Genomic DNA, 17,633 nt, shown 5'->3' with positions numbered 1-17,633 from the left:
CGCCATCCGGCCGTCCGCCACTCCCTCCAAGGACAAAACCATGTATCTGGGCATCGATCTGGGCACTTCGGAAATCAAGGCCGTACTGCTGGACGGCGACAACCGCCCGCTCGCCAGCGCCGGCGCGGCGCTGGACGTGTCGCGGCCGCGGCCGGGCTGGGCCGAGCAAGACCCGGAAGACTGGTGGCGCGCCGCCTGCGCGGCGGTCGCCAAGCTGCGCGAGCAGGCGCCGGCCGCGCTGGCCGCCACCCGCGCCGTCGGCCTGTCCGGCCAGATGCACGGCGCGGTGCTGCTGGACAGCCGGGACCGGGTGCTGCGGCCGGCCATCTTGTGGAACGATTTGCGCAGCGTGGCCGAATGCGCCGAGCTGACCGCCGCCGCGCCGCGGCTCCACGCCGTCGCCGGCAACCTGGCCATGCCCGGCTTCACCGCGCCCAAATTGCGCTGGCTGGCGCGGCATGAGCCGGAGAGCTTCCGCGCCGTCGCCGCCGTGCTGCTGCCCAAGGACTATCTGCGCCTGCGCCTGAGCGGCGACAAGATCACCGACACCTCGGATGCCTCCGGCACCTTGTGGCTGGACGTGGGCCGCCGCGATTGGTCCGAGGAGCTGCTGGACGCCGGCGGACTGTCGCGCCGCCAGATGCCGCGGCTGGTGGAGGGACTGGCGCCGGCCGGACGGCTGAGCCCGGCGGCGGCCGCCGCCTGGGGCATCGCTCAGCCGCCGCTGATCGCCGGCGGCGCCGGGGACGGCGCGGCCAGCGCCGTCGGCATCGGCGCGATCGCCCCCGGCGACGGCTTCCTGTCCCTGGGCACCTCCGGGGTGATCTTCGTCGTCGACGACCGTTTCCGCCCCAATCCGGCGCAGGCGCTGCACGCCTTCTGCCATGCGCTGCCCCGGCGCTGGAGCCTGATGAGCGTGATGCTGTCCGCCGCCAGCTGCCTGCGCTGGTTCTGCCGGCTGGCCGGCGTGGACGAGGCGACGCTGCTGACGGAAGTCGAGCGGCTGAGCCCGGCGGAGCAAGCCGCCGCGCCGGTGTTCCTGCCCTATTTGTCCGGCGAGCGCACTCCGCACAACGACCCCTTCGCCCCGGGCGCCTTCTGGGGCCTGAGCCAGGCGCACGGCCGCGCCGCGCTCGGCTACGCGGTGCTGGAGGGCGTCGCCTTCGGCATGGCGGACGGGCTGGACGCGCTGCGCGCCGCCGGCGCCGCGCCGCGAGCCTTGTCCCTGGTGGGCGGCGGCGCGCGCAGCCCGTTCTGGGCGCAGTTGCTGGCCGACGCGCTGGACGCCGAAATCCTCACCCATCAGGGCGGCGAAGCCGGCGCCGCGCTGGGCGCGGCCCGCCTGGGCTGGCTGGCGGACGGCGGCGACCTCGGCGCCGTCTGCGCCAAACCGCCGCTGCGGGCGCGCTGCGCGCCGGACGCCGCCCGGCATCAGGCCTTGCAAGCTCGCCTGCGTCACTTTCGCGCCCTCTACCAGGCGCGGCCCCCCTCATTTGCGGAGACCTCCCCATGATTCTGTGCTGCGGCGAAGCCCTGTACGATTTTTTCCTGGAACCCGGCGCGGCGGAATGGCCGCAGCTGAACTACCGCGCCGTGCCCGGCGGCTCGCCGTTCAATGTGGCCGTGGGCCTGGCGCGGCTGGGCCGGCGCGCCGCCCTGCTGACGCCCTTGTCCAACGATTATCTGGGCGCGCAGCTGCGGCGGCTGTTGGAGCGGGAGGGAGTGGACGGACGCTATCTGCTGCCGCGCGATCTGCCCACCACCTTGGCGATGGTGAGCGTGGACGCAGACGGCCAGCCGCAATACGGCTTCTACGGCGAGCGCGCGCCGGAAGCCAGCCTGCGCCCGGAGGAGCTGCCGACGCTGGACGACGAGGTCGCCGCCGTCCACTTCGGCTCCTACGCCTTGGTGGGCCGCCCCGGCGGCGAGGCGCTGCAAGCGCTGGCGGCCCGCGAAAGCGGCCGGCGGCTGATCTCGCTGGATCCCAATCTGCGGCTGAACGTGGAGCCGGAACGGGCGCGCTGGCGGCAATGCCTGGACATCCATCGCCGCCACGCCCATCTGATCAAGGTCAGCGCCGAGGATCTGGCCCTGCTGTATCCGGGACAGGAGATCGAAGCCTGCGCCCGCGGCTGGCTCGCCCCGCCATGCCAGTTGCTGCTGCTGACCCGCGGCGAACAAGGCGTGCGCGTGTTCAGCCGCCGTCACGGCGAATGGGAACAGCCGGCCGCCGCCGTCCAGGTGGTGGACACCGTGGGCGCGGGCGATAGCTTCCAGGCCACGCTGCTGTGCCGGCTGGCCGAGCTGGGCCGGCTGAGCCCGGACGGGCTGGCGGCGCTGAGCCGGGCGGAAACCGAGGATCTGGTCCGCTTCGCAACGCGCGCCGCCGCCCTCACCTGCGCGCGGCGCGGCCCGGACCTGCCGCGACGGGCGCAACTGGCGGACTAAGCGCCTGTTCAAAGCCTCGCGAGCGAGGGCGAGGCCAGGCGTTGCGGCGGAGAAAGCGGAATGTGCTCGCGGCGCATGAGCATTTCGAAGCCGTGCTCCCCGCGCCGCGTTTCACGAATAGCGGCAGACTGTGAACAGGACCTAAAGCGGCGCCGACTCGCCGCCGCCCTCTTCCCGCAGCCAATCAAACAGATTCGCCATCGCCTCGCTGCGCAGCGCGTCGCGCGGCCGGGACAACCACCATTGCGCGCCGGGCCGGCGCGGGTAGCCGGCCAGCTCGCGCAGCCTGCCTTCGGCTAGCGCCTCCTCCAAGGCCGGCGACGGCAGACAGGCGATGCCGTGGCCGCGCAGGGCCGCGTCCAGCGCCAGTTGCGGCGCGTCGTAAACGGCGGCGACGCCGAAACGCGGCAGCAGCACTTGCACCGCGGCCTCCGCCTCCTCCGGCATGCGCGTCTTTTCCAGGCAGATCAAGCGCGCCAGCTGCGGATGGCGCTCGGCCGGCAACGCCGCCAGCTGTTCCGCCAAGGCCGGCGCGGCGACGAAACGCCAGTCCTCGCGCAGCCAGACTGCGTCCTCCCAGCCGGCCGTCGCCATCGGCTGCCGGCCGATGACGATGTCCACGTCGATCTCATCGGCCTGGCCCGGCTCCTCGTCTATGGATAACAAAGGCACGATGTCGGGATGGGCGGCGCGCAGCCGGTCCAAGCGTCCCTGCAGCCAGCCGTGCAGTAAAAAAGCCGGCCCCACCAGCACCACCAGGCCCGGGTCCGTGTAGACCGCGATGCGGTCCAGCCCGCGCCGCAGCGTGTCCAGCGCGCGCCGCACGCTTTGTTGCAGCATTTCGCCGGCAAAGGTCAGTTCGATGCCGCGGCCCACTCGCTGGAACAAAGGCTGGCCGACAAAGGCCTCCAGCTGTTGAATCTGATGACTGACCGCGGACTGCGACAGATGCAGCGCCTCGGCGGCGCGGGAAACGCTGCCCAGGCGCGCGGCGGCTTCGAAGCCGGTCAGCAGCCGCAGCGAGGGCAGGCGGCCAAGCGCGCCCGTCGCCGGGTCTTCCCGCTCGGCCGCCTGCGGCCCGCCGCTGTTATCGCCTTTCTCCATCCGAATATGTCCTCCTGATTTCCGGCCGGCGCGGACGCGCAGCGGGCTGTGAACGCATGCTCAAGCCGGTTGCTGCTGGGTCGCGCAATGAATGCCCCCGCCGCCTGCAGCGATGCCGTCGATGTTCAACTGCACCACCTCGCGTTGCGGGAAGAGCTCGCGCAAGGCCGCGCCCGCGTTGCGGTCCGCCTTGGCGTCGCCGAACTCCGGCGCGATCACCGCCCCGTTGCAGACGTAGAAATTGATATAGCCGGCCGCCATCTCGTGGCCCTCATACTCCGGCCTCACCCGCTCCGGCCCCGGCAAGACCACCACCTCCAACTTGCGGCCGCGCGCGTCCCGCGCCTGGCGCAGCAGGCTCAGATGACGGCGCGTCACCTGATAATCGTAAGACTGCGAGTCCGTCTCCAGGCCGGCCACCACCACGCCGGGGCGGGCGAAACGGGCGTAAAAATCGGTATGGCCGTCGGTGATGTCGCGGCCGGCGATGCCGGGCAGCCAGATCACCTTGTCCACGCCCAGCAGCCGGCGCAGTTCGCGCTCGCACTGCGCCTTGCTCAGGCCCGGGTTGCGATTGGGGTTGAGCACGCAGCTTTCAGTGATGATGGCGGTGCCCTCGCCGTCCACCTCGATGCCGCCGCCCTCCAGCACCAGCGAGGTCCGCACGACCGGCGCGCCGCTCTTGGCCGCCACCGCGGCCGCCACCTTGGCGTCCCTACGGTGCGCCTGCTTGCCGCCCCAGCCGTTGAAGTTGAAATCCACCGCCGCCGCCCCGCCCTTGCCCTTGACGAAGATCGGGCCGCTGTCGCGTATCCACAGATCGTCCAGCGGCTGCTCCACCAGTTCCACCTTGGGGCCGCACAGCTTGGCCGCCAGCACCATGTCCTCGGCGCGCGTCAGCATGCGCACCGGCTCGTGGGCGGCGATGGCCTGGGCCACTCGCGCCAGATCCCGCCGCACCACCGGCAGCAGACTCGTGCCCCACACCTCCAGGCTGGGGCCGAAGGCCATCCAGGTGGCGGCGTGGCCCTCGCCCTCGTCCGGCATGCGGTAGCCGGCCGCGTTCGGCTCCGCGCTCCAAGCGCGGGCGGCCATCATGCCGCCCGCCGTCAACAGGCTTGCGCCCAGGAATTGTCGTCTAGTGCTCATCGCCGTGTCTCCAAGGCCGGTTTCCAGCCACATGGCCGTGCTTGGCATTGTGCAAGCGGACATGCATTTGAAAAAGCGATGAATTTTGCGGAAACCTATCTATTTTTATCATGTATTTCCCGCCGCCGCGCGCCGGCGGGAAGAATGACATAAGCTGAAGACGGAATACAGGAGGGGCCGGCATGCGTCTCGCGCTTTGCATCATCATCGCCGTCATCGCGGCCCAGGCCCGCCTGGCCCTGGCGCAGGATCCGGAACTGGTGATGGGCTACCGCACCAATGAACGGCGTCCCTATATCGACGACGACAACGACGAAGGCATCTATAAAACCCTGTACAGCCGCGCCTGCCAAAAAATCGGCTGCACGCTGAAAGTGGTTCGCCTGCCAAAGAAGCGCGTGCTGCAAGCGCTGGCGCAGGGCGAGGTGGACTTCTATCCCGGCTATACCTACAACGCGGAGCGCGAGCCCATCGCCCTGTTCCTGCCCAACGGCCTGCGCGAGCGCCATGTCGTCATTACCCGCGCCAGCCACCCCGCGGTACGCGGCTACGCCGATCTGGACAATGGCGTGGAACTACGCAGCCTGGGCAACCCGGACCTGATTCCCCTGCCGTGGCAAGCGCGCATCAAGGTGCTGCAAGTGCCGGAAATGGATGTGGAGCGCGCCTTTCGCCTGATCAGCGCCGGCAAGGCGGATTTCTACATCTACGACGAACTGACGCTGCGCTTCTACTGGGAGCGGCTGCGGCCGGCCGGGCTGACGCTGCACCCGTCGCTGGAGCCCTGGCAAGCCATGCATATGGGCTTTTCCAAACACTCCCGCTTTTACCGCGCGCAGCCCAATCCGGATTACCGCGCCGACCAGCCCTTAAACCCGGACAACTACCCGCTGCGGCTGGACCCGGCCTCGCTGGCCGGCAGACTGACGGCCGCCTTGCAGGCGATGAAGCAATCCGGCGAAACCGAACGCATCGTCGAACACTTTCTCCAGACGCCGGCCCATTGAGGGCGCCCGGGCTTCTGTTTGGACAAACGCCACGGACACAACCCCTGACGCCGTCTTGCGACGGATCAGGGGGTCCCGGCCCTTGATGCTGAAGCGCCTGTTCATCATCCTTCTATGATGATGACGTCGGAGCCTTGCGTAGATACGCGGGAAACCTTGTATTCGACGGCCCCTTCAAGCCTCCCGCGTGGGTATCGCCGCGCTCCCCCCGCCCTACCCGTGACGAGCTAGAGCGAAACAAGGCGAAAACCGCTGAGAAAGCGGAGTGTACACACGGTACATGAGCATTTCGAATGCGGTACTCACCATGTCACGTCTCACGACGCGCAGCAGATCGTAAACAGGTTCTAAGGCGTGACCCGCATATAGGGCGTGGTGCTCAACGTCGCGCTGATGGAGCAGCCGCCGGACAGCTGGGCCGCATCCAGGCCGATCACGGTTTCGCTGCCGTTGTCGGCAACGCTGCCGACTATCTTGGTGGGCCCGCACAGGCCGCCGGCGATCGGCGATTTCACGTTCACCGCCACATTGTCCAAGGTCAGCTGGGTGGCGGTGTCCACATGGCCGGTCCACGGCGAGGCGAGCGAGGCGGAGGGCTTGATCACCTTGCACAGCGCGCCGCCGCTGAACGAGGCGCTGGTGATGGCCACATTGCCGTAGCCGTCCACGGTGCCGCTGAACACCGCCTTGCAGTCCAGATCGATGCCGAACTTGCCCACCTTGGCCGGCCCCACCGCGGAAAACGGCATAGGCGCGCCGCCGGGACCGGGCGGAGTGATGGTGACGGCGAAGACGGAAGCGGCGGCCAGGCTGAGTGCCAGAGCGGCGCCATGAGAAAACAGTGCGAATCCTTGCATGAATGCCCTTTCAATATCGGCGTTGAAAACAACAGGCATTTTTCGTCAAACAAAAAATGACAAATTGATATTTATCAAATTCGCCATTGCCGCATTACGGACAACTGACATTTAGGCTGATAAAAAATGCCTGCACACCTAAAGGCTTCCTTTATTTGCTACTGATTCTTAAAATCATCTCGCTCACCCGTCAATTAAAAGCCAGCGCTTTCCATTGGATAAATCAACCACAAAACTGTACTACAGCAAATATTCTTAGTAATCGCACGTAGTCATTTAAACTTGATCTAATTAGAACAATGTAACTATACCCAATAAGCCAAGCCGCCTCACGGTGCTGGCTCGGCAATCATCTCTTCTGTTAAAACACTCACCATGCGTCAAAAAAGTGCTTAGAATTTTCATCAAAACCATTTTTGAATTTTATAAATATCGAAACAATACACCATGAAATACCAAAAGATGGGAACGGCTATTATTACAAAACACCATGGCGATGCTATTTAACTTGTCATGTTTTGATTTTTACAGTCCCTTGTATTTTCCACCAGCCATAAGTCAGCCCGCACCGAAGCCCCCGTCACACCGTTCTATGGCAACGGAGCGCGCGTGTTTCTTTGGGAGAACACCATGAGCGACTCGATTTTCGTATCCAACGAACAGTATGAAGAAACCATGTCCATGCCGGCCGATAAAACCCGGTCACAAGTGGACTTAAAGCAGAACAACGTGTTTGAAATCGGCCTCTGTCTGGCCGGTGCGGTGTCGGCGGGCGCGTATACCGCCGGCGTGCTTGATTTTTTGCTGGAGGCGCTGGAGGCGTGGCAGCAGGCTAAAGCGGACCCTGCGCAAAACCCTCCCTCCCACAGCGTCAAACTCAGCGTGATGGCCGGCGCTTCCGCCGGCAGCGTCGTGGCCGCGCTGTTGGCCTGCTCCTTGCACAAGAATTTCGCTCACGGCCCTCGCTCCGACAACCCGCTGTACCACAATTGGGTGGAAGCCGTGGACATCCTGAATCTGCTCGGCACTCAGGACTTGCAAGACCAAAACTCCGGCTTTCCTTCTTTACTGGATTGCAGCCGACTGGATCAATTGGCCGAGGAGGCACGGTCTCAAACCACGCTCGGTGCGCCGTATCGGCGCGATCATGTAGCCGACACCCTGCGACTGGCGTTTTGCCAAGCCAATCTGTCCGGCGTGCCTTACGACTTGGCCATGTCCAGTGACTCCGACGCGCCAGGAGCCCATGGCCTGGATATGACAGCGCACGCCGATCACATCCTGTTTGCGCTGAACACTCGGCCGGACAGCGCGCAGACGCCTCTGCAACCCGATGAATATCCGCTTTCCACGAACACGCCAGACCAGAACTGGCGCAAAATGCTGCAACACGCACTAGGTTCCAGCGCCTTTCCTGGCGGCCTGCGCCACCGCTTGCTGGAACGACACGCCAGCGACTATTTATATCGCTTCATCCCTCACAATGGACGCTTGATTCGGCTGCGGCCTTCCTGCCAACTGACGGGCAATTACTCCTATCTATGCGTCGATGGCGGAACCATGAACAACGAACCGGTGGCGCTGACACATCAGTTGCTCTGCGGCCCGCTGGGGCATCTAGAAACCTCGGATGGCATCGCCACCCGCGCCATGATAATGATCGATCCCTTCCCGGAGAGCGCCGCCTATCACGCGCCGGAGAAAACCGACGATTTGTTCTCCGCCTTGCCCAAACTGCTGACGGCCTGGAAAGATCAGTGTCGCACCGACAGCGCTGAAAGCATGCTCGCCGATGATGACCATGTTTACAGCCGCTTCCTGATTTCGCCTAACCGGGGAGCAGCCTGGCAGCAGCAAGACCCCAAACTGCCACACCTCGCCTCCTCCAGCCTCGGCGCCTTCGGCGGCTTTCTGCACCAAGCTTATCGCCATCACGACTTCATGCTGGGCCGCCGCAATTGCCAGCAGTTTCTGAAGCAGCATTTCACCCTGCCGGCCGGCCACCCCTTGTTCCGCTCGGGTGAACAGCAGCAAGCCAGGGCGCAGCAAGGTCAAGGGCAGGAAGAATGGCGGATCCTTCCTTTGCTGGGATCCGTCGGTGAAGAGCTGCCGGCGCCTCAGCCGGAGTGGCCGGTCGACGCGCTGGATCAAGCCCGGCTGGGGCAGATTCGCGATGGCGTCAAAACCAGGTTCAAGGCCCTGCTCCAAGCGGACAAGCTGCCCCTCTCCAATGCGCCCCGCTGGCTTTCATCTTTGCTGCCCATCCCGCGAGCGCTGTTTGGCTGGTTGGTCTACGACAAAGTAATGGATACCATCATCGCGGCTCAACACACAGCCGGCTTGCTTAGTCCAAATCAGTCAGCGCCAACCCGGCAGGCCGCTTCGCCGGTCCAGCCTTTAGGCCGAGCCACTCCGACCACTTAAACCTGCTCAGGGAATCATCACCGTGAACTGGCCGGGCGCGTTGATCTTGATCACCCCGCCCCAGTTGCACATCAGCATGCTGTTGCTGTCCAGCGCCGGCATATTGCCTATCAGCACCGTGGGCGCGCCCGGCGTCCACGGCGCGGCGGTGACCGGGATGCAGGGCATGGGCGTCAGCACGCCCATGGCGGCGGCGGTGGCGGCCGCCACCATCGGGTTGGCCGGGCTTTGGCACATGCCGAAGGGCATGACGTTGAGCATGGGCACGTTGTCCATGATGTTGGCGGCCGGCACGCCGCCGGCCATCACCCGGTTGGCGGGCAACACCACCAGGCTGCTGGGGGCGACGCCGAAGCTGCATTGCAGCATCGCGCCCATGCACACTTGCGGACATCCCATGCGCGTCTCCTCACTCCGGCGGGCCAAGACATGACATCGTCACGCCAAAGCAAACCGCAGTCAAGCGCGGCCGCGCCAGCCCTGGCCGCGCCGGCACAAGAGCCGTTCCAGCCCCAGCAGCAAGAGCGAAACCGCGGCCGAACTCAAGGCGATCAGCGTGGCCATCGCCGCCGCCGCCGCGGTGTCGCCGGCGTCGTCCATGGTGACGATGGCCACCGCGGCCAGGCTGTTGTCCGGACTGGCGATGAAGATCAACGCCGACAGCGTGGTCATCGCGGACACGAAGAGATAGCGCATCACGTCCAACAGCGCCGGCAGGCACACCGGCAAGCTCACCCGCCGCAGCGTCACCCAGAATGGCACTTTGAGCGAGGCGGCCACCGCTTCGAACTCCCCGTCCAGCTGCTTGAGCGCGGTGCTCATGGTCAGGTGGCCGGTGGTGTAGAAGTGGGCGATGGTGCAGGCGGCCATCAGCGTCATGCCGCCGTAAAGCGCATGCAGCGGATTGTCCGGATGGTTGAAGAAGAACACATAGCCCAGGCCCAGCACCAGGCCGGGCACCGCCATCGGCAGCATGGCGAAGAAGCGCAGCAGCGCGCGGCCCAGCGGCGCGGCCGGCAGCTTCTCGCAGGCGTAAGCGCCGGCGAACACCAGCAGGCTGCCCGCGCCGGCGGTGAGGCAGGCCAGCTTCAGGCTGTTGAAATAGGCGCTCCAGCCGCCGCCGTCCACGCGGTCGAACTGATAATGCGCCAGCGTCAGGCTCAAGTCGTAAGGCCAGTATTTGATGAAGGAGGCGGCGACGCCGACGCCCAGCAAGGCCAGCAGCGGCAGCGAGATCGCCGCCAGCAACAGCCAGGCGGCCAGATCGCGGCCCGGCGACGGCCCCGGCGAAAACGGCACCGCGCGCGCGCCGAGCGCCGCCTGCTGGCGACGCGCCATCCGCCGCTCGATGAAGAAGGAAAACACCGCCGGCAACAGCAGCATCAGGCCCACCACCGCGCCGCGCGGGAAGTTCTGCTGCCCCACCACCTGCTTGAAGGCTTCCACCGCCAGCACGTTGTAGTCCCCGCCCACGATCTTGGGCACGCCGAAGTCGGTGATCACCAGGGTGAACACCACCAGGCCCGCCGAGACCAGACCGTAGCGCGCGCCCGGCAGGGTGATGGTGAGAAAGCGACGCAAGGCGCCGGCGCCCAGCGCGCGGCCGGCCTCGTACAAACGCGCGTCCGACGCCGACAGCGCGGTCAGCAGGATCAGCAGCGCATGCGGAAAGGTATAGAAGGCTTCGCCCAAAACCATGCCCCAAAAGCCGTAGACGCTGCCGCCGGCCAGCCAGGATTTGAGCAGGCCCTGGTTGCCGAACAAATACACCAGCGAGATGGCCGGCATCAAGGACGGCGCCAACAGCGGCGACAAGGCGATCTGACGAAAGACGCCGCGGCCCCAGACGCGGCTGCGGCTCAAGCCCCAGGCAAAGGCGAAGGCCAGCGGCAGCACCAGGGCGGTGACGGTCAGCGCCAGCCACAAGCTGTGGCGGGCGGCGCGCATCAGGCCCGGGCTGTCCAGCACCTGGACGAAGTTGGCCAGGCCAACGAAGCCCCCGTCCATGTCCAATGCCGATTTGCCGAAGATGAACAGCAGCGGCAGACCCAGCGCCAAGGCCAGCAAGGCCGTCAGCGTCCATACCAGCGCGGCGGCGACGCGGCGCTCGCCGTCGGCCGGCGCCGCGCGCCGGCCTGGCAAGGCGCGGCTCAGCATGCACCCTCTCCGGCATAGGCGCGCAGCAGCGCGGCCGGCAATTCCACCGGCACCACCTCGCCCGGCGTCAGCGGCTGGCGTTGCAGCATGGACGGGCAGATTTCCGCATGCAGCAGCTGGCCGGGCATGCCTTCCGGCTGCAGGCGCAGCCGGGTCATCGCGCCGCCGAAGCTGATGTCGGCCACCCTCGCCAGCAAGGTGTTGGGCGCGCCGTCCCAGCGCGCCTTGACGATGATGTCTTCCGGCCGCAGGAACAAGGTCAGCGCCTCGGCCTGCGGCAAGGGCGCGTCCAGCCGCAGCAGGCAGTTGCCGACGGCGGCGCCGTGGGCGTCCCGCCGCCGCGCCGGCAGCCAGTTGGCGGCGCCGACGAATTCGGCGACGAAGCGGCTGGCCGGCCGGCGGTAGATTTCGGCCGGCGTGCCGATCTGCTCGATGCGGCCGGCGTTCATCACCACCACCCGGTCGGCGATGGCCAGCGCCTCGGCCTGATCGTGGGTCACCATCAGCGTGGTGACGCCCAGCCGTTTTTGCAGGCCTTTGAGTTCGTCGCGCAGCTTGTCGCGCACCCGCGCGTCCAGCGCGGACAGCGGTTCGTCCAGCAGCAGCAGGCCGGGCGAGGTGGCCAGCGCCCGCGCCAGCGCCACGCGCTGCTGCTGGCCGCCGGACAACTGGGCCGGGTATTTGTCCTCGGCGCCGGGCAGGCCCGCCAGGTCCAGGAGTTCGCGCACGCGGCGGGCGTGGCGCGCGCCGCCGCCGCGCGGCTTGAGGCCGTAGGCGATATTGTCGGCGACGCTGAGATTGGGGAACAGCGCGTAGCTCTGGAACACGATGCCGTAGTCGCGGCGCGCCGGCGGCTCGTCGGTGATGTCGCGCTCCAGCAAATGGACGCTGCCGGCGTCCGGCCGTTCCAGCCCGGCGATCAGCCGCAGCAAGGTGGTCTTGCCGCAGCCGGACGGGCCCAGCAGGCAGACGAATTCGCCTTTGCGGATGGACAGCGATACGCCGTCCAAAGCGGTAAAGCCGCCAAAACGGCGGCTGAGGCCGCGGACGGACAGGTGTTCGGACAAGCCGTCCAGGCTATCGGCCGGTTTCATGCGCAACTCCAGGGTGTCTTAGAACCTGTTTACGATCTCGCGAGCAAGGGCGAGACAAGGCGACAACGGCTGAAAAAGCCGAGCGCACACACGGTATATGAGCATTTTGAAGACGCACTCACCGTGTAACGCTCCACGACGCGCAGCAGATCGTAAACAGGTTTTTAAAAAGAAACGACGCCGCCCGGCGGGCGGCGCAATGACGGAAGCCGGCTCAGCTCTTGGGTTCGGCCTTGCTTTCGTAGCGGCGCGACCATTCGCGCAGGATGGCCTCGCGCTGCTTGGCGGCCCAGGCGAAATTGTTCTTGCTCAGACGCTGGGCGTAATCGGCGGGGATGAAGGGATTGGGCTTGGCCACGCCGGGCATGGCCAGCACCGCGTAGTTCTTTTCATACAGACGCATCGCCGGCAGGCTGACCGAGAAATCCGCCAGCTTCTGCGCGGCGGCCAGCTTCTTGCTGCCCTTGATGATGGCGGTGGCCTCCAGATCCCAGCCCAGGCCCTCCTTCGGGTAGATCAGGTCGATGGGCGCGCCCTTCTCCTTGAGCTGAGCGCCGCGGTATTCGAAGGAAATGCCTATCGGATACTCGCCGGCGGCGGCCATCTTGCACGGCTTGGAGCCGGAGTGGACGTACTGGGCCATATTGGCGTGCAGCTTGTCCATATAATCCCAGCCCTTTTTCTCGCCCATCATCTGCAGCCAGGCGGACACGTCCAGATAACCGGTGCCGGAGGACGCCGGATGCGGCATCACGATCTGGCCCTTATAGACCGGCTTGGCGAGGTCGGCCCAGCTCTCCGGCTTGGGCAGGTTTTTCTTGGCGGCTTCCACGGTGTTGAAACAGAGGGCGGCGGCCCACACGTCCATGCCGGTCCACTTGGGCGGCTTGGCCTTGTCGACGAATTCCGGGCTTAGCTTTTCCACGCCCTTGGGCGCGTAAGGCTGCAGCATGCCCTGCTGGTCCAGAATCATCAGGCTGGTGGCGGCCAGGCCCCATACCGCGTCGGCTTGCGGATTGTTTTTCTCGGACAACAGCTTGGCGGTGATGATGCCGGTGGATTCGCGCACGAAACGGATTTCGATGTCCGGGTTGGCCTTCTCGAAAGCCTCTTTGTATTCCTTGACCTGGTCCGCCTCCAGCGCGGTGTACACGGTCAGGGTGGTGGCGGCCTGCGCCAGCGGGGCCGTCAGGCCGGACAGGGCCAGGCCGGCGGCCAGGACAATCAGCTGTTTCATCGACATCGCTCCAATGGGTTTAGACGTATAGACCTCATGGTCCATGCGCCGTCCGTCAATCAGCCGCCACCTTACGACGCGCCGATGACAGCGCGGTGACGGCCGGGTGAAGCTTGTCTTGCGCGGCTGGATGTCCTGCCCGCCGGCGCGGCGGCCTACCAGGCCAGCGGCCCTTTCTCGCCGTTGGCGTGCTCGCCGTAATACAGCGACGGCAAGAACCGCGCCAGGCAGCTGAACTCGTTGTAGCAATGGCGCATCAGCTCCAGGCCCAGGCGTTCCGGCACCGGTTCGCCGCTGCCGTCGGCCGCGCCCAGCAAGAAGCGGCTGCGCAGCACCGCGCCGTGGGCGGTGTCCCGCGTCAGGTGCACCATCTCGCCGTCCAGCGGGTCGCCGTCGGCGCTGAGCCGCGGTTCGTTGCCGAAAGCGATGCGCGCGCACACCGCGGCCGAGGCCTCGCCGCGCGCCAGCGCCGCGCTCAAGCGGCCGGCGCCGAAGAAGGTTTCCGGCGGGTGGAACTTCAACACCGCCGCCACCGGCGGAATCTCGCCCAGCGCCTCCACCGCGCGCACGGTGGAGCCGATATAGCCGCGGCCGGCGCGGCGGCGGCCGTCCCAGCCGCGCAGCTCCACATGGTCGTGCGGATGCCACCAGCGGATGTGCCGGGTGGAATCGAAGAAGGTGAACCACCAGTCGAACATGCGGCCGGCGCAGCCGGGCATTTCGGTGCGCGCGGCCACCAGCAAGCGGCCGTCGTCCAGACGGCGCACGCCGGTTTCCAGCATCAGCGGGCCGGGCTGCAACAGCTCATCGTAAGATGTTTCATAGTGAGAATTCACAGTACACTCCTTGGCTTGAAGATCAGCGCGGCGCGACGCCGGCGCTGGTTAATTAAGAAACGCATTGCGTTTCCATATTGAGGAAACCTTACCCCGATGTCAAGCCAGGATCAGGCCTCGCCGCGCGCGCGCGGCCGCCCCGCCGCGCCGGAACACGCTTTGAAGCAACAGGTGCTGGACGCCGCCACCGAACTCTTGCTGAGCCAGGGCTACCAGGCCGCCACCATGGCGGCGGTGGCGCAGCGGGCCGGGGTGGCCAAGAAAACGGTGTACCGCTTCGCCGACAACAGCGAGCAGTTGCTGGGCGCGGTCATCCACGGCTGGACCGACGCCTTCGTCGCGCCGATGAGCGAGCCGCTGACGGAGGCCGCCGCGCTGCCGCAGGCCTTGGAAGCGCTGCTGAACACCGTGGCGGCCAAGGTGCTCACGCGCGAGGCGGTGGGATTGTTCCGCCTGCTGATAGGAGACTTTCCCGGCCGGGAACAGGCGCTGACGCAGTACGCCGAGCACGGCGTGCAGCGCTGCGCCGCGCTCTTGGCTGGCTGGCTGGAACGCCAGGCGGAACAGGGCTTGATCCGCTGCCCGCAGCCGGCGCAAACCGCCGAACTGCTGCTGGCGATGACGATAGCGGAGCCGCTGCGCCGGATGGCGCTGGGCCTGACGCCGCCGCTGCCGGAGCACGACCCCGGCGAGCGCATCCGCGCCGCGGTGGCGCTGTGTTGCGCCGGCCTGCTGCCGCGCTGAGCCGCCCCGCCGGGCCCGGGCATACAAGGCCCGAAACCTTGACTAAACTGTCTTGAAGACAACCTTATTTGCGACCATGAGCCTGCGCCGCGTCCTTGATAGCATCGTTACCCGCTTGCTGCTGCTGGCGCTGGGCATCGTGGTGGCCGGCGCGGTGGCGCGCTACTACGCGCTCAGCCAGTTTCTGCGCGAGGATTTGAGCAAGGTGGTGCAGAACCAGCAGATGGCGCTGGCCAGCTACGTCGCCCGCGACGTGGACTTCAAGATCCAGCAGCGCCAGGCCTTGCTTCAGCGGTTGGCCGCCAGCCTGCCCCAGGAGCTGCTGCAACGCCCGGCGGAACTGCAAGCCTGGCTGCGCCTGCATTGCGACTTCCAATGCCCGTTCTCGCAAGGCCTGTACGTGGTGACGCCGGACGGGCGCGCCATCGCCGACTATCCGTCCATGCCCGGCCGCGTGGGCCGGGACTATTCCGACCGGGACTATATCCGCGTCGCCCTGTCCAGCCCGCCCAATCTGGACCGCGTCGTCATCGGCCGCCCGCTTATCGGCCGCATCAGCAAAAAACCGGTGCTGCCGATGGCGGCGGCGCTGCCCTGGCGCGACGGCCGCCCGCAAGGCGCGCTGGCCGGCATTACCGCGCTGGCCGCGCCGGGCTTCATGGACTTGCTGCTGGCCTCCCACATCGGCGGGCCCAATAGCGGCTTTTTGCTGATCTCGCCGCAGGACAAGATCTTCGTCGCCTCCTCCCAGCCGGACATGGTGCTCAAACCCACGCCGCCGGCGGGGATCAATCCCTTGCACGACCGGGCGATGACAGGGTTTCGCGGCGTGGGCATCACCGTCAACGCCCAGGGGCGCGAGGAAGTCTCCGCCATCGCCTCGGTGCCCAGCACCGGCTGGTTCGTGGTGGCGCGCCTGCCCAGCAGCGAGGCCTTCGCCACCGTGGGACGGGCGCAAGCCTTTTTGCTGAAAAACGCGGTGATCGCCGTGCTGGTGTTCGCCCTGGCCGCGGGCGCGGGCCTGTATCTGCTGTTCCGCCCGCTGTTCCGCGCCGCCAGCCACGCGGACCGCATGACCCGCGGCGAACTGCCGCTGGAACCGCTGCCGGTCAAGCGCAACGACGAGGTGGGCTATCTGCTGGCCGCCTTCAACCGGCTGCTGAGCAAGCTGGACCAGCATCAGGCGGAACTGGCGCGCATGGCCCATCACGACACCCTGACCGGCTTGCCCAACCGCGCCTTGCTGGCCGACCGCCTGACCATGGCGCTGGCGCGCGCGCAGCGCAATGCAAGCCGGCTGGGCTTGTTGTTTCTGGATCTGGACGGCTTCAAGCAGATCAACGACGGCTACGGCCACAAGGCCGGCGACAAAGTGTTGTGGCAGGCGGCGCAGCGCCTGGGCGGCATCGTGCGCCAGACCGACACCCTGGCGCGCATCGGCGGCGACGAGTTCGTGCTGCTGATCGGCGATCTGGGCGAGGACGCGGAGGAAGCGGCCCGCATCGTGGCGGCCAAATGCATAGAGACGATGCAAACGCCTTTCGACATCGGCGGCGAACAACGCCAGCTGGGCATTTCCGTCGGCATCGCGCTGGGCAACGGCGACAGCAGCGCGGACAGCCTGCTGCAGGCGGCGGATCAGGCGATGTACCGGGCCAAAAAGTCCGGCCGCAGCGGCTGCGAAAGCGTCACGCTGTAAAACCCGTTTACGATCCCGCAAGCCGTCCGGCGGCCCTGCCAGGCCGCCGTGACTGCCGCTGTCTATACGATTTCGGGGATGGGCTCGATATAAGCCACCCGCTCGTTATTGTGCAGCACTTCCACCGCCGTGTACTTGGGCGCGCCCGGCGGCAGCACCCTGTCGTAGTGGGCGTGCGCCACCGCCAACACCTGCGGCCACATGCCGGGCTTTTGCACCAGGTGCAAGTCCAGCATCAGGATGGCCGGGTTGATGCCTTGCGGCTCGCGCATGCACAGCAGCGCCTCCACGCCGGGGTTGGCCACCACCACGTCGCCTGCCACATGCAAGCTCTTGGGGTGACCCGGCATCACGTTCAGCCAGGCATGCCAGTTTCTCGATTGCAAAGCCATATCCATTCTCCTGCCAACGGCGGGACGACCATTGCATGCGCACCGCTCAGAACCTGTTTACGATCTGCTGCGCGTCGGCGATACCGCGTTGAAAACCACTTCGAAATGCTCATGTACCACCTGTACATTCCGCTTTCTCAGCGGTTTTCGCCTTGTCTCGCCTTAGCTCGCGAAATCGTAAACACGTTCTCCGGCGTCCCGCCAGCCGGAGACGGCGCGCGGCTCGCCGCCACGCGGCCGGCGAACTGCCCCGGTTATAGCAAGCGGCGGCGGCTTCGCCGGCGCGGTTTTCCAGGCATTAAGGACAGTCCGCCTCCCTGCCCCGCGTCAGCAGCCGCAGCAGCCGCTCGCCGGCCTCGGCCAGTTCGCCGTCGTTTTGCAGCACCGCCGCGTCCGGCGGCGGCGTCAGCGCGGCGGCCTCCTCCAGCCGCAGGGCGACGCGCTCGGCCGATTCCCGGCCGCGGCCGGCCAGCCGCGCCGCCAGC

Annotated in this window: 15 protein-coding genes and 1 pseudogene; 6 read left to right on the top strand and 10 right to left on the bottom strand. The window is 66.7% G+C overall.

All coding sequences use genetic code 11. The features are described 5' to 3' along the window. Window positions 1-40 precede the first annotated feature (40 nt). Both xylB and ACODSD_RS13945 read left to right on the top strand, forming a co-directional pair. Window positions 41-1,513, top strand: coding sequence for a xylulokinase (gene xylB, locus ACODSD_RS13950; protein ID WP_488877625.1), 1,473 nt, complete (start codon window positions 41-43; stop codon window positions 1,511-1,513). Then, the gene (locus tag ACODSD_RS13945) at window positions 1,510-2,448 is read left to right on the top strand and encodes a carbohydrate kinase family protein (RefSeq protein ID WP_488877624.1); all 939 of its coding nucleotides are present in this window, start codon (window positions 1,510-1,512) and stop codon (window positions 2,446-2,448) included. Before xylB ends, ACODSD_RS13945 begins: the two co-directional genes overlap by 4 nt. A 141-nt stretch (window positions 2,449-2,589) precedes the next feature. Here ACODSD_RS13945 and ACODSD_RS13940 read toward each other — a convergent pair whose 3' ends face one another. Next, window positions 2,590-3,552 (bottom strand): LysR family transcriptional regulator, encoded by a 963-nt coding sequence (locus ACODSD_RS13940; protein WP_488877623.1) that lies wholly within the window; start codon window positions 3,550-3,552, stop codon window positions 2,590-2,592. Between the two features lie 60 nt (window positions 3,553-3,612). Continuing rightward, the gene (locus ACODSD_RS13935) at window positions 3,613-4,701 is read right to left on the bottom strand and encodes an agmatine deiminase family protein (protein ID WP_488877622.1); all 1,089 of its coding nucleotides are present in this window, start codon (window positions 4,699-4,701) and stop codon (window positions 3,613-3,615) included. A 182-nt stretch (window positions 4,702-4,883) separates the two neighbouring features. Here ACODSD_RS13935 and ACODSD_RS13930 point away from each other — a divergent pair, with 182 nt between their 5' ends. Further along, window positions 4,884-5,708 (top strand): substrate-binding periplasmic protein, encoded by an 825-nt coding sequence (locus ACODSD_RS13930; RefSeq protein ID WP_488877621.1) that lies wholly within the window; start codon window positions 4,884-4,886, stop codon window positions 5,706-5,708. Between the two features lie 347 nt (window positions 5,709-6,055). On the opposite strand, the gene ACODSD_RS13925 is transcribed toward ACODSD_RS13930, so the two are convergent. Continuing rightward, entirely contained in the window at window positions 6,056-6,565 is a 510-nt protein-coding gene (locus ACODSD_RS13925) for a hypothetical protein (RefSeq protein ID WP_488877620.1), read from the bottom strand. Between the two features lie 630 nt (window positions 6,566-7,195). On the opposite strand from ACODSD_RS13925, the gene ACODSD_RS13920 reads away from it, so the two are divergent. Further along, complete coding sequence (locus tag ACODSD_RS13920) at window positions 7,196-8,989, top strand: patatin-like phospholipase family protein (protein ID WP_488877619.1); 1,794 nt, start codon at window positions 7,196-7,198, stop codon at window positions 8,987-8,989. A gap of 6 nt (window positions 8,990-8,995) precedes the next feature. Here ACODSD_RS13920 and ACODSD_RS13915 read toward each other — a convergent pair whose 3' ends face one another. From ACODSD_RS13915 to ACODSD_RS13895, 5 genes are all read right to left on the bottom strand, one after another. Further along, window positions 8,996-9,388 (bottom strand): DUF4280 domain-containing protein, encoded by a 393-nt coding sequence (locus ACODSD_RS13915; RefSeq protein ID WP_081545670.1) that lies wholly within the window; start codon window positions 9,386-9,388, stop codon window positions 8,996-8,998. A 60-nt stretch (window positions 9,389-9,448) separates the two neighbouring features. Beyond that, window positions 9,449-11,146 carry a putative 2-aminoethylphosphonate ABC transporter permease subunit gene (locus ACODSD_RS13910; RefSeq protein WP_488877618.1) on the bottom strand — a complete coding sequence of 566 codons (1,698 nt, stop codon included), beginning with the start codon at window positions 11,144-11,146 and terminating at the stop codon, window positions 9,449-9,451. Then, on the bottom strand, window positions 11,140-12,240 hold the full coding sequence (locus tag ACODSD_RS13905; RefSeq protein WP_227104124.1) for a putative 2-aminoethylphosphonate ABC transporter ATP-binding protein: 1,101 nt from the start codon (window positions 12,238-12,240) through the stop codon (window positions 11,140-11,142). Before ACODSD_RS13905 ends, ACODSD_RS13910 begins: the two co-directional genes overlap by 7 nt. A 214-nt stretch (window positions 12,241-12,454) precedes the next feature. After that, entirely contained in the window at window positions 12,455-13,477 is a 1,023-nt protein-coding gene (locus tag ACODSD_RS13900; protein ID WP_227104125.1) for a putative 2-aminoethylphosphonate ABC transporter substrate-binding protein, read from the bottom strand. A 155-nt stretch (window positions 13,478-13,632) separates the two neighbouring features. Further along, window positions 13,633-14,313, bottom strand: a complete 681-nt coding sequence (locus tag ACODSD_RS13895) for a DAPG hydrolase family protein (RefSeq protein WP_107799816.1) — start codon at window positions 14,311-14,313, stop codon at window positions 13,633-13,635. Between the two features lie 96 nt (window positions 14,314-14,409). Between ACODSD_RS13895 and ACODSD_RS13890 the strand changes: the two genes are divergently transcribed. Next, complete coding sequence (locus ACODSD_RS13890) at window positions 14,410-15,057, top strand: TetR/AcrR family transcriptional regulator (protein ID WP_488877617.1); 648 nt, start codon at window positions 14,410-14,412, stop codon at window positions 15,055-15,057. Window positions 15,058-15,133: 76 nt separating this feature from the next. Continuing rightward, window positions 15,134-16,756, top strand: a complete 1,623-nt coding sequence (locus tag ACODSD_RS13885; RefSeq protein WP_107799818.1) for a sensor domain-containing diguanylate cyclase — start codon at window positions 15,134-15,136, stop codon at window positions 16,754-16,756. A gap of 62 nt (window positions 16,757-16,818) precedes the next feature. Here ACODSD_RS13885 and ACODSD_RS13880 read toward each other — a convergent pair whose 3' ends face one another. Together ACODSD_RS13880 and ACODSD_RS13875 are read right to left on the bottom strand one after the other, a co-directional pair. Next, complete coding sequence (locus tag ACODSD_RS13880) at window positions 16,819-17,148, bottom strand: hypothetical protein (protein WP_107799819.1); 330 nt, start codon at window positions 17,146-17,148, stop codon at window positions 16,819-16,821. 298 nt (window positions 17,149-17,446) lie between these two features. Then, window positions 17,447-17,633 (bottom strand): annotated as a pseudogene (locus tag ACODSD_RS13875) (phosphonate metabolism protein/1,5-bisphosphokinase (PRPP-forming) PhnN); the annotation flags it as partial.

The sequence above is a fragment of the Chromobacterium sp. FG22 genome (genome assembly GCF_057809415.1).
This window is presented reverse-complemented; position numbering and strand designations above follow the sequence as displayed.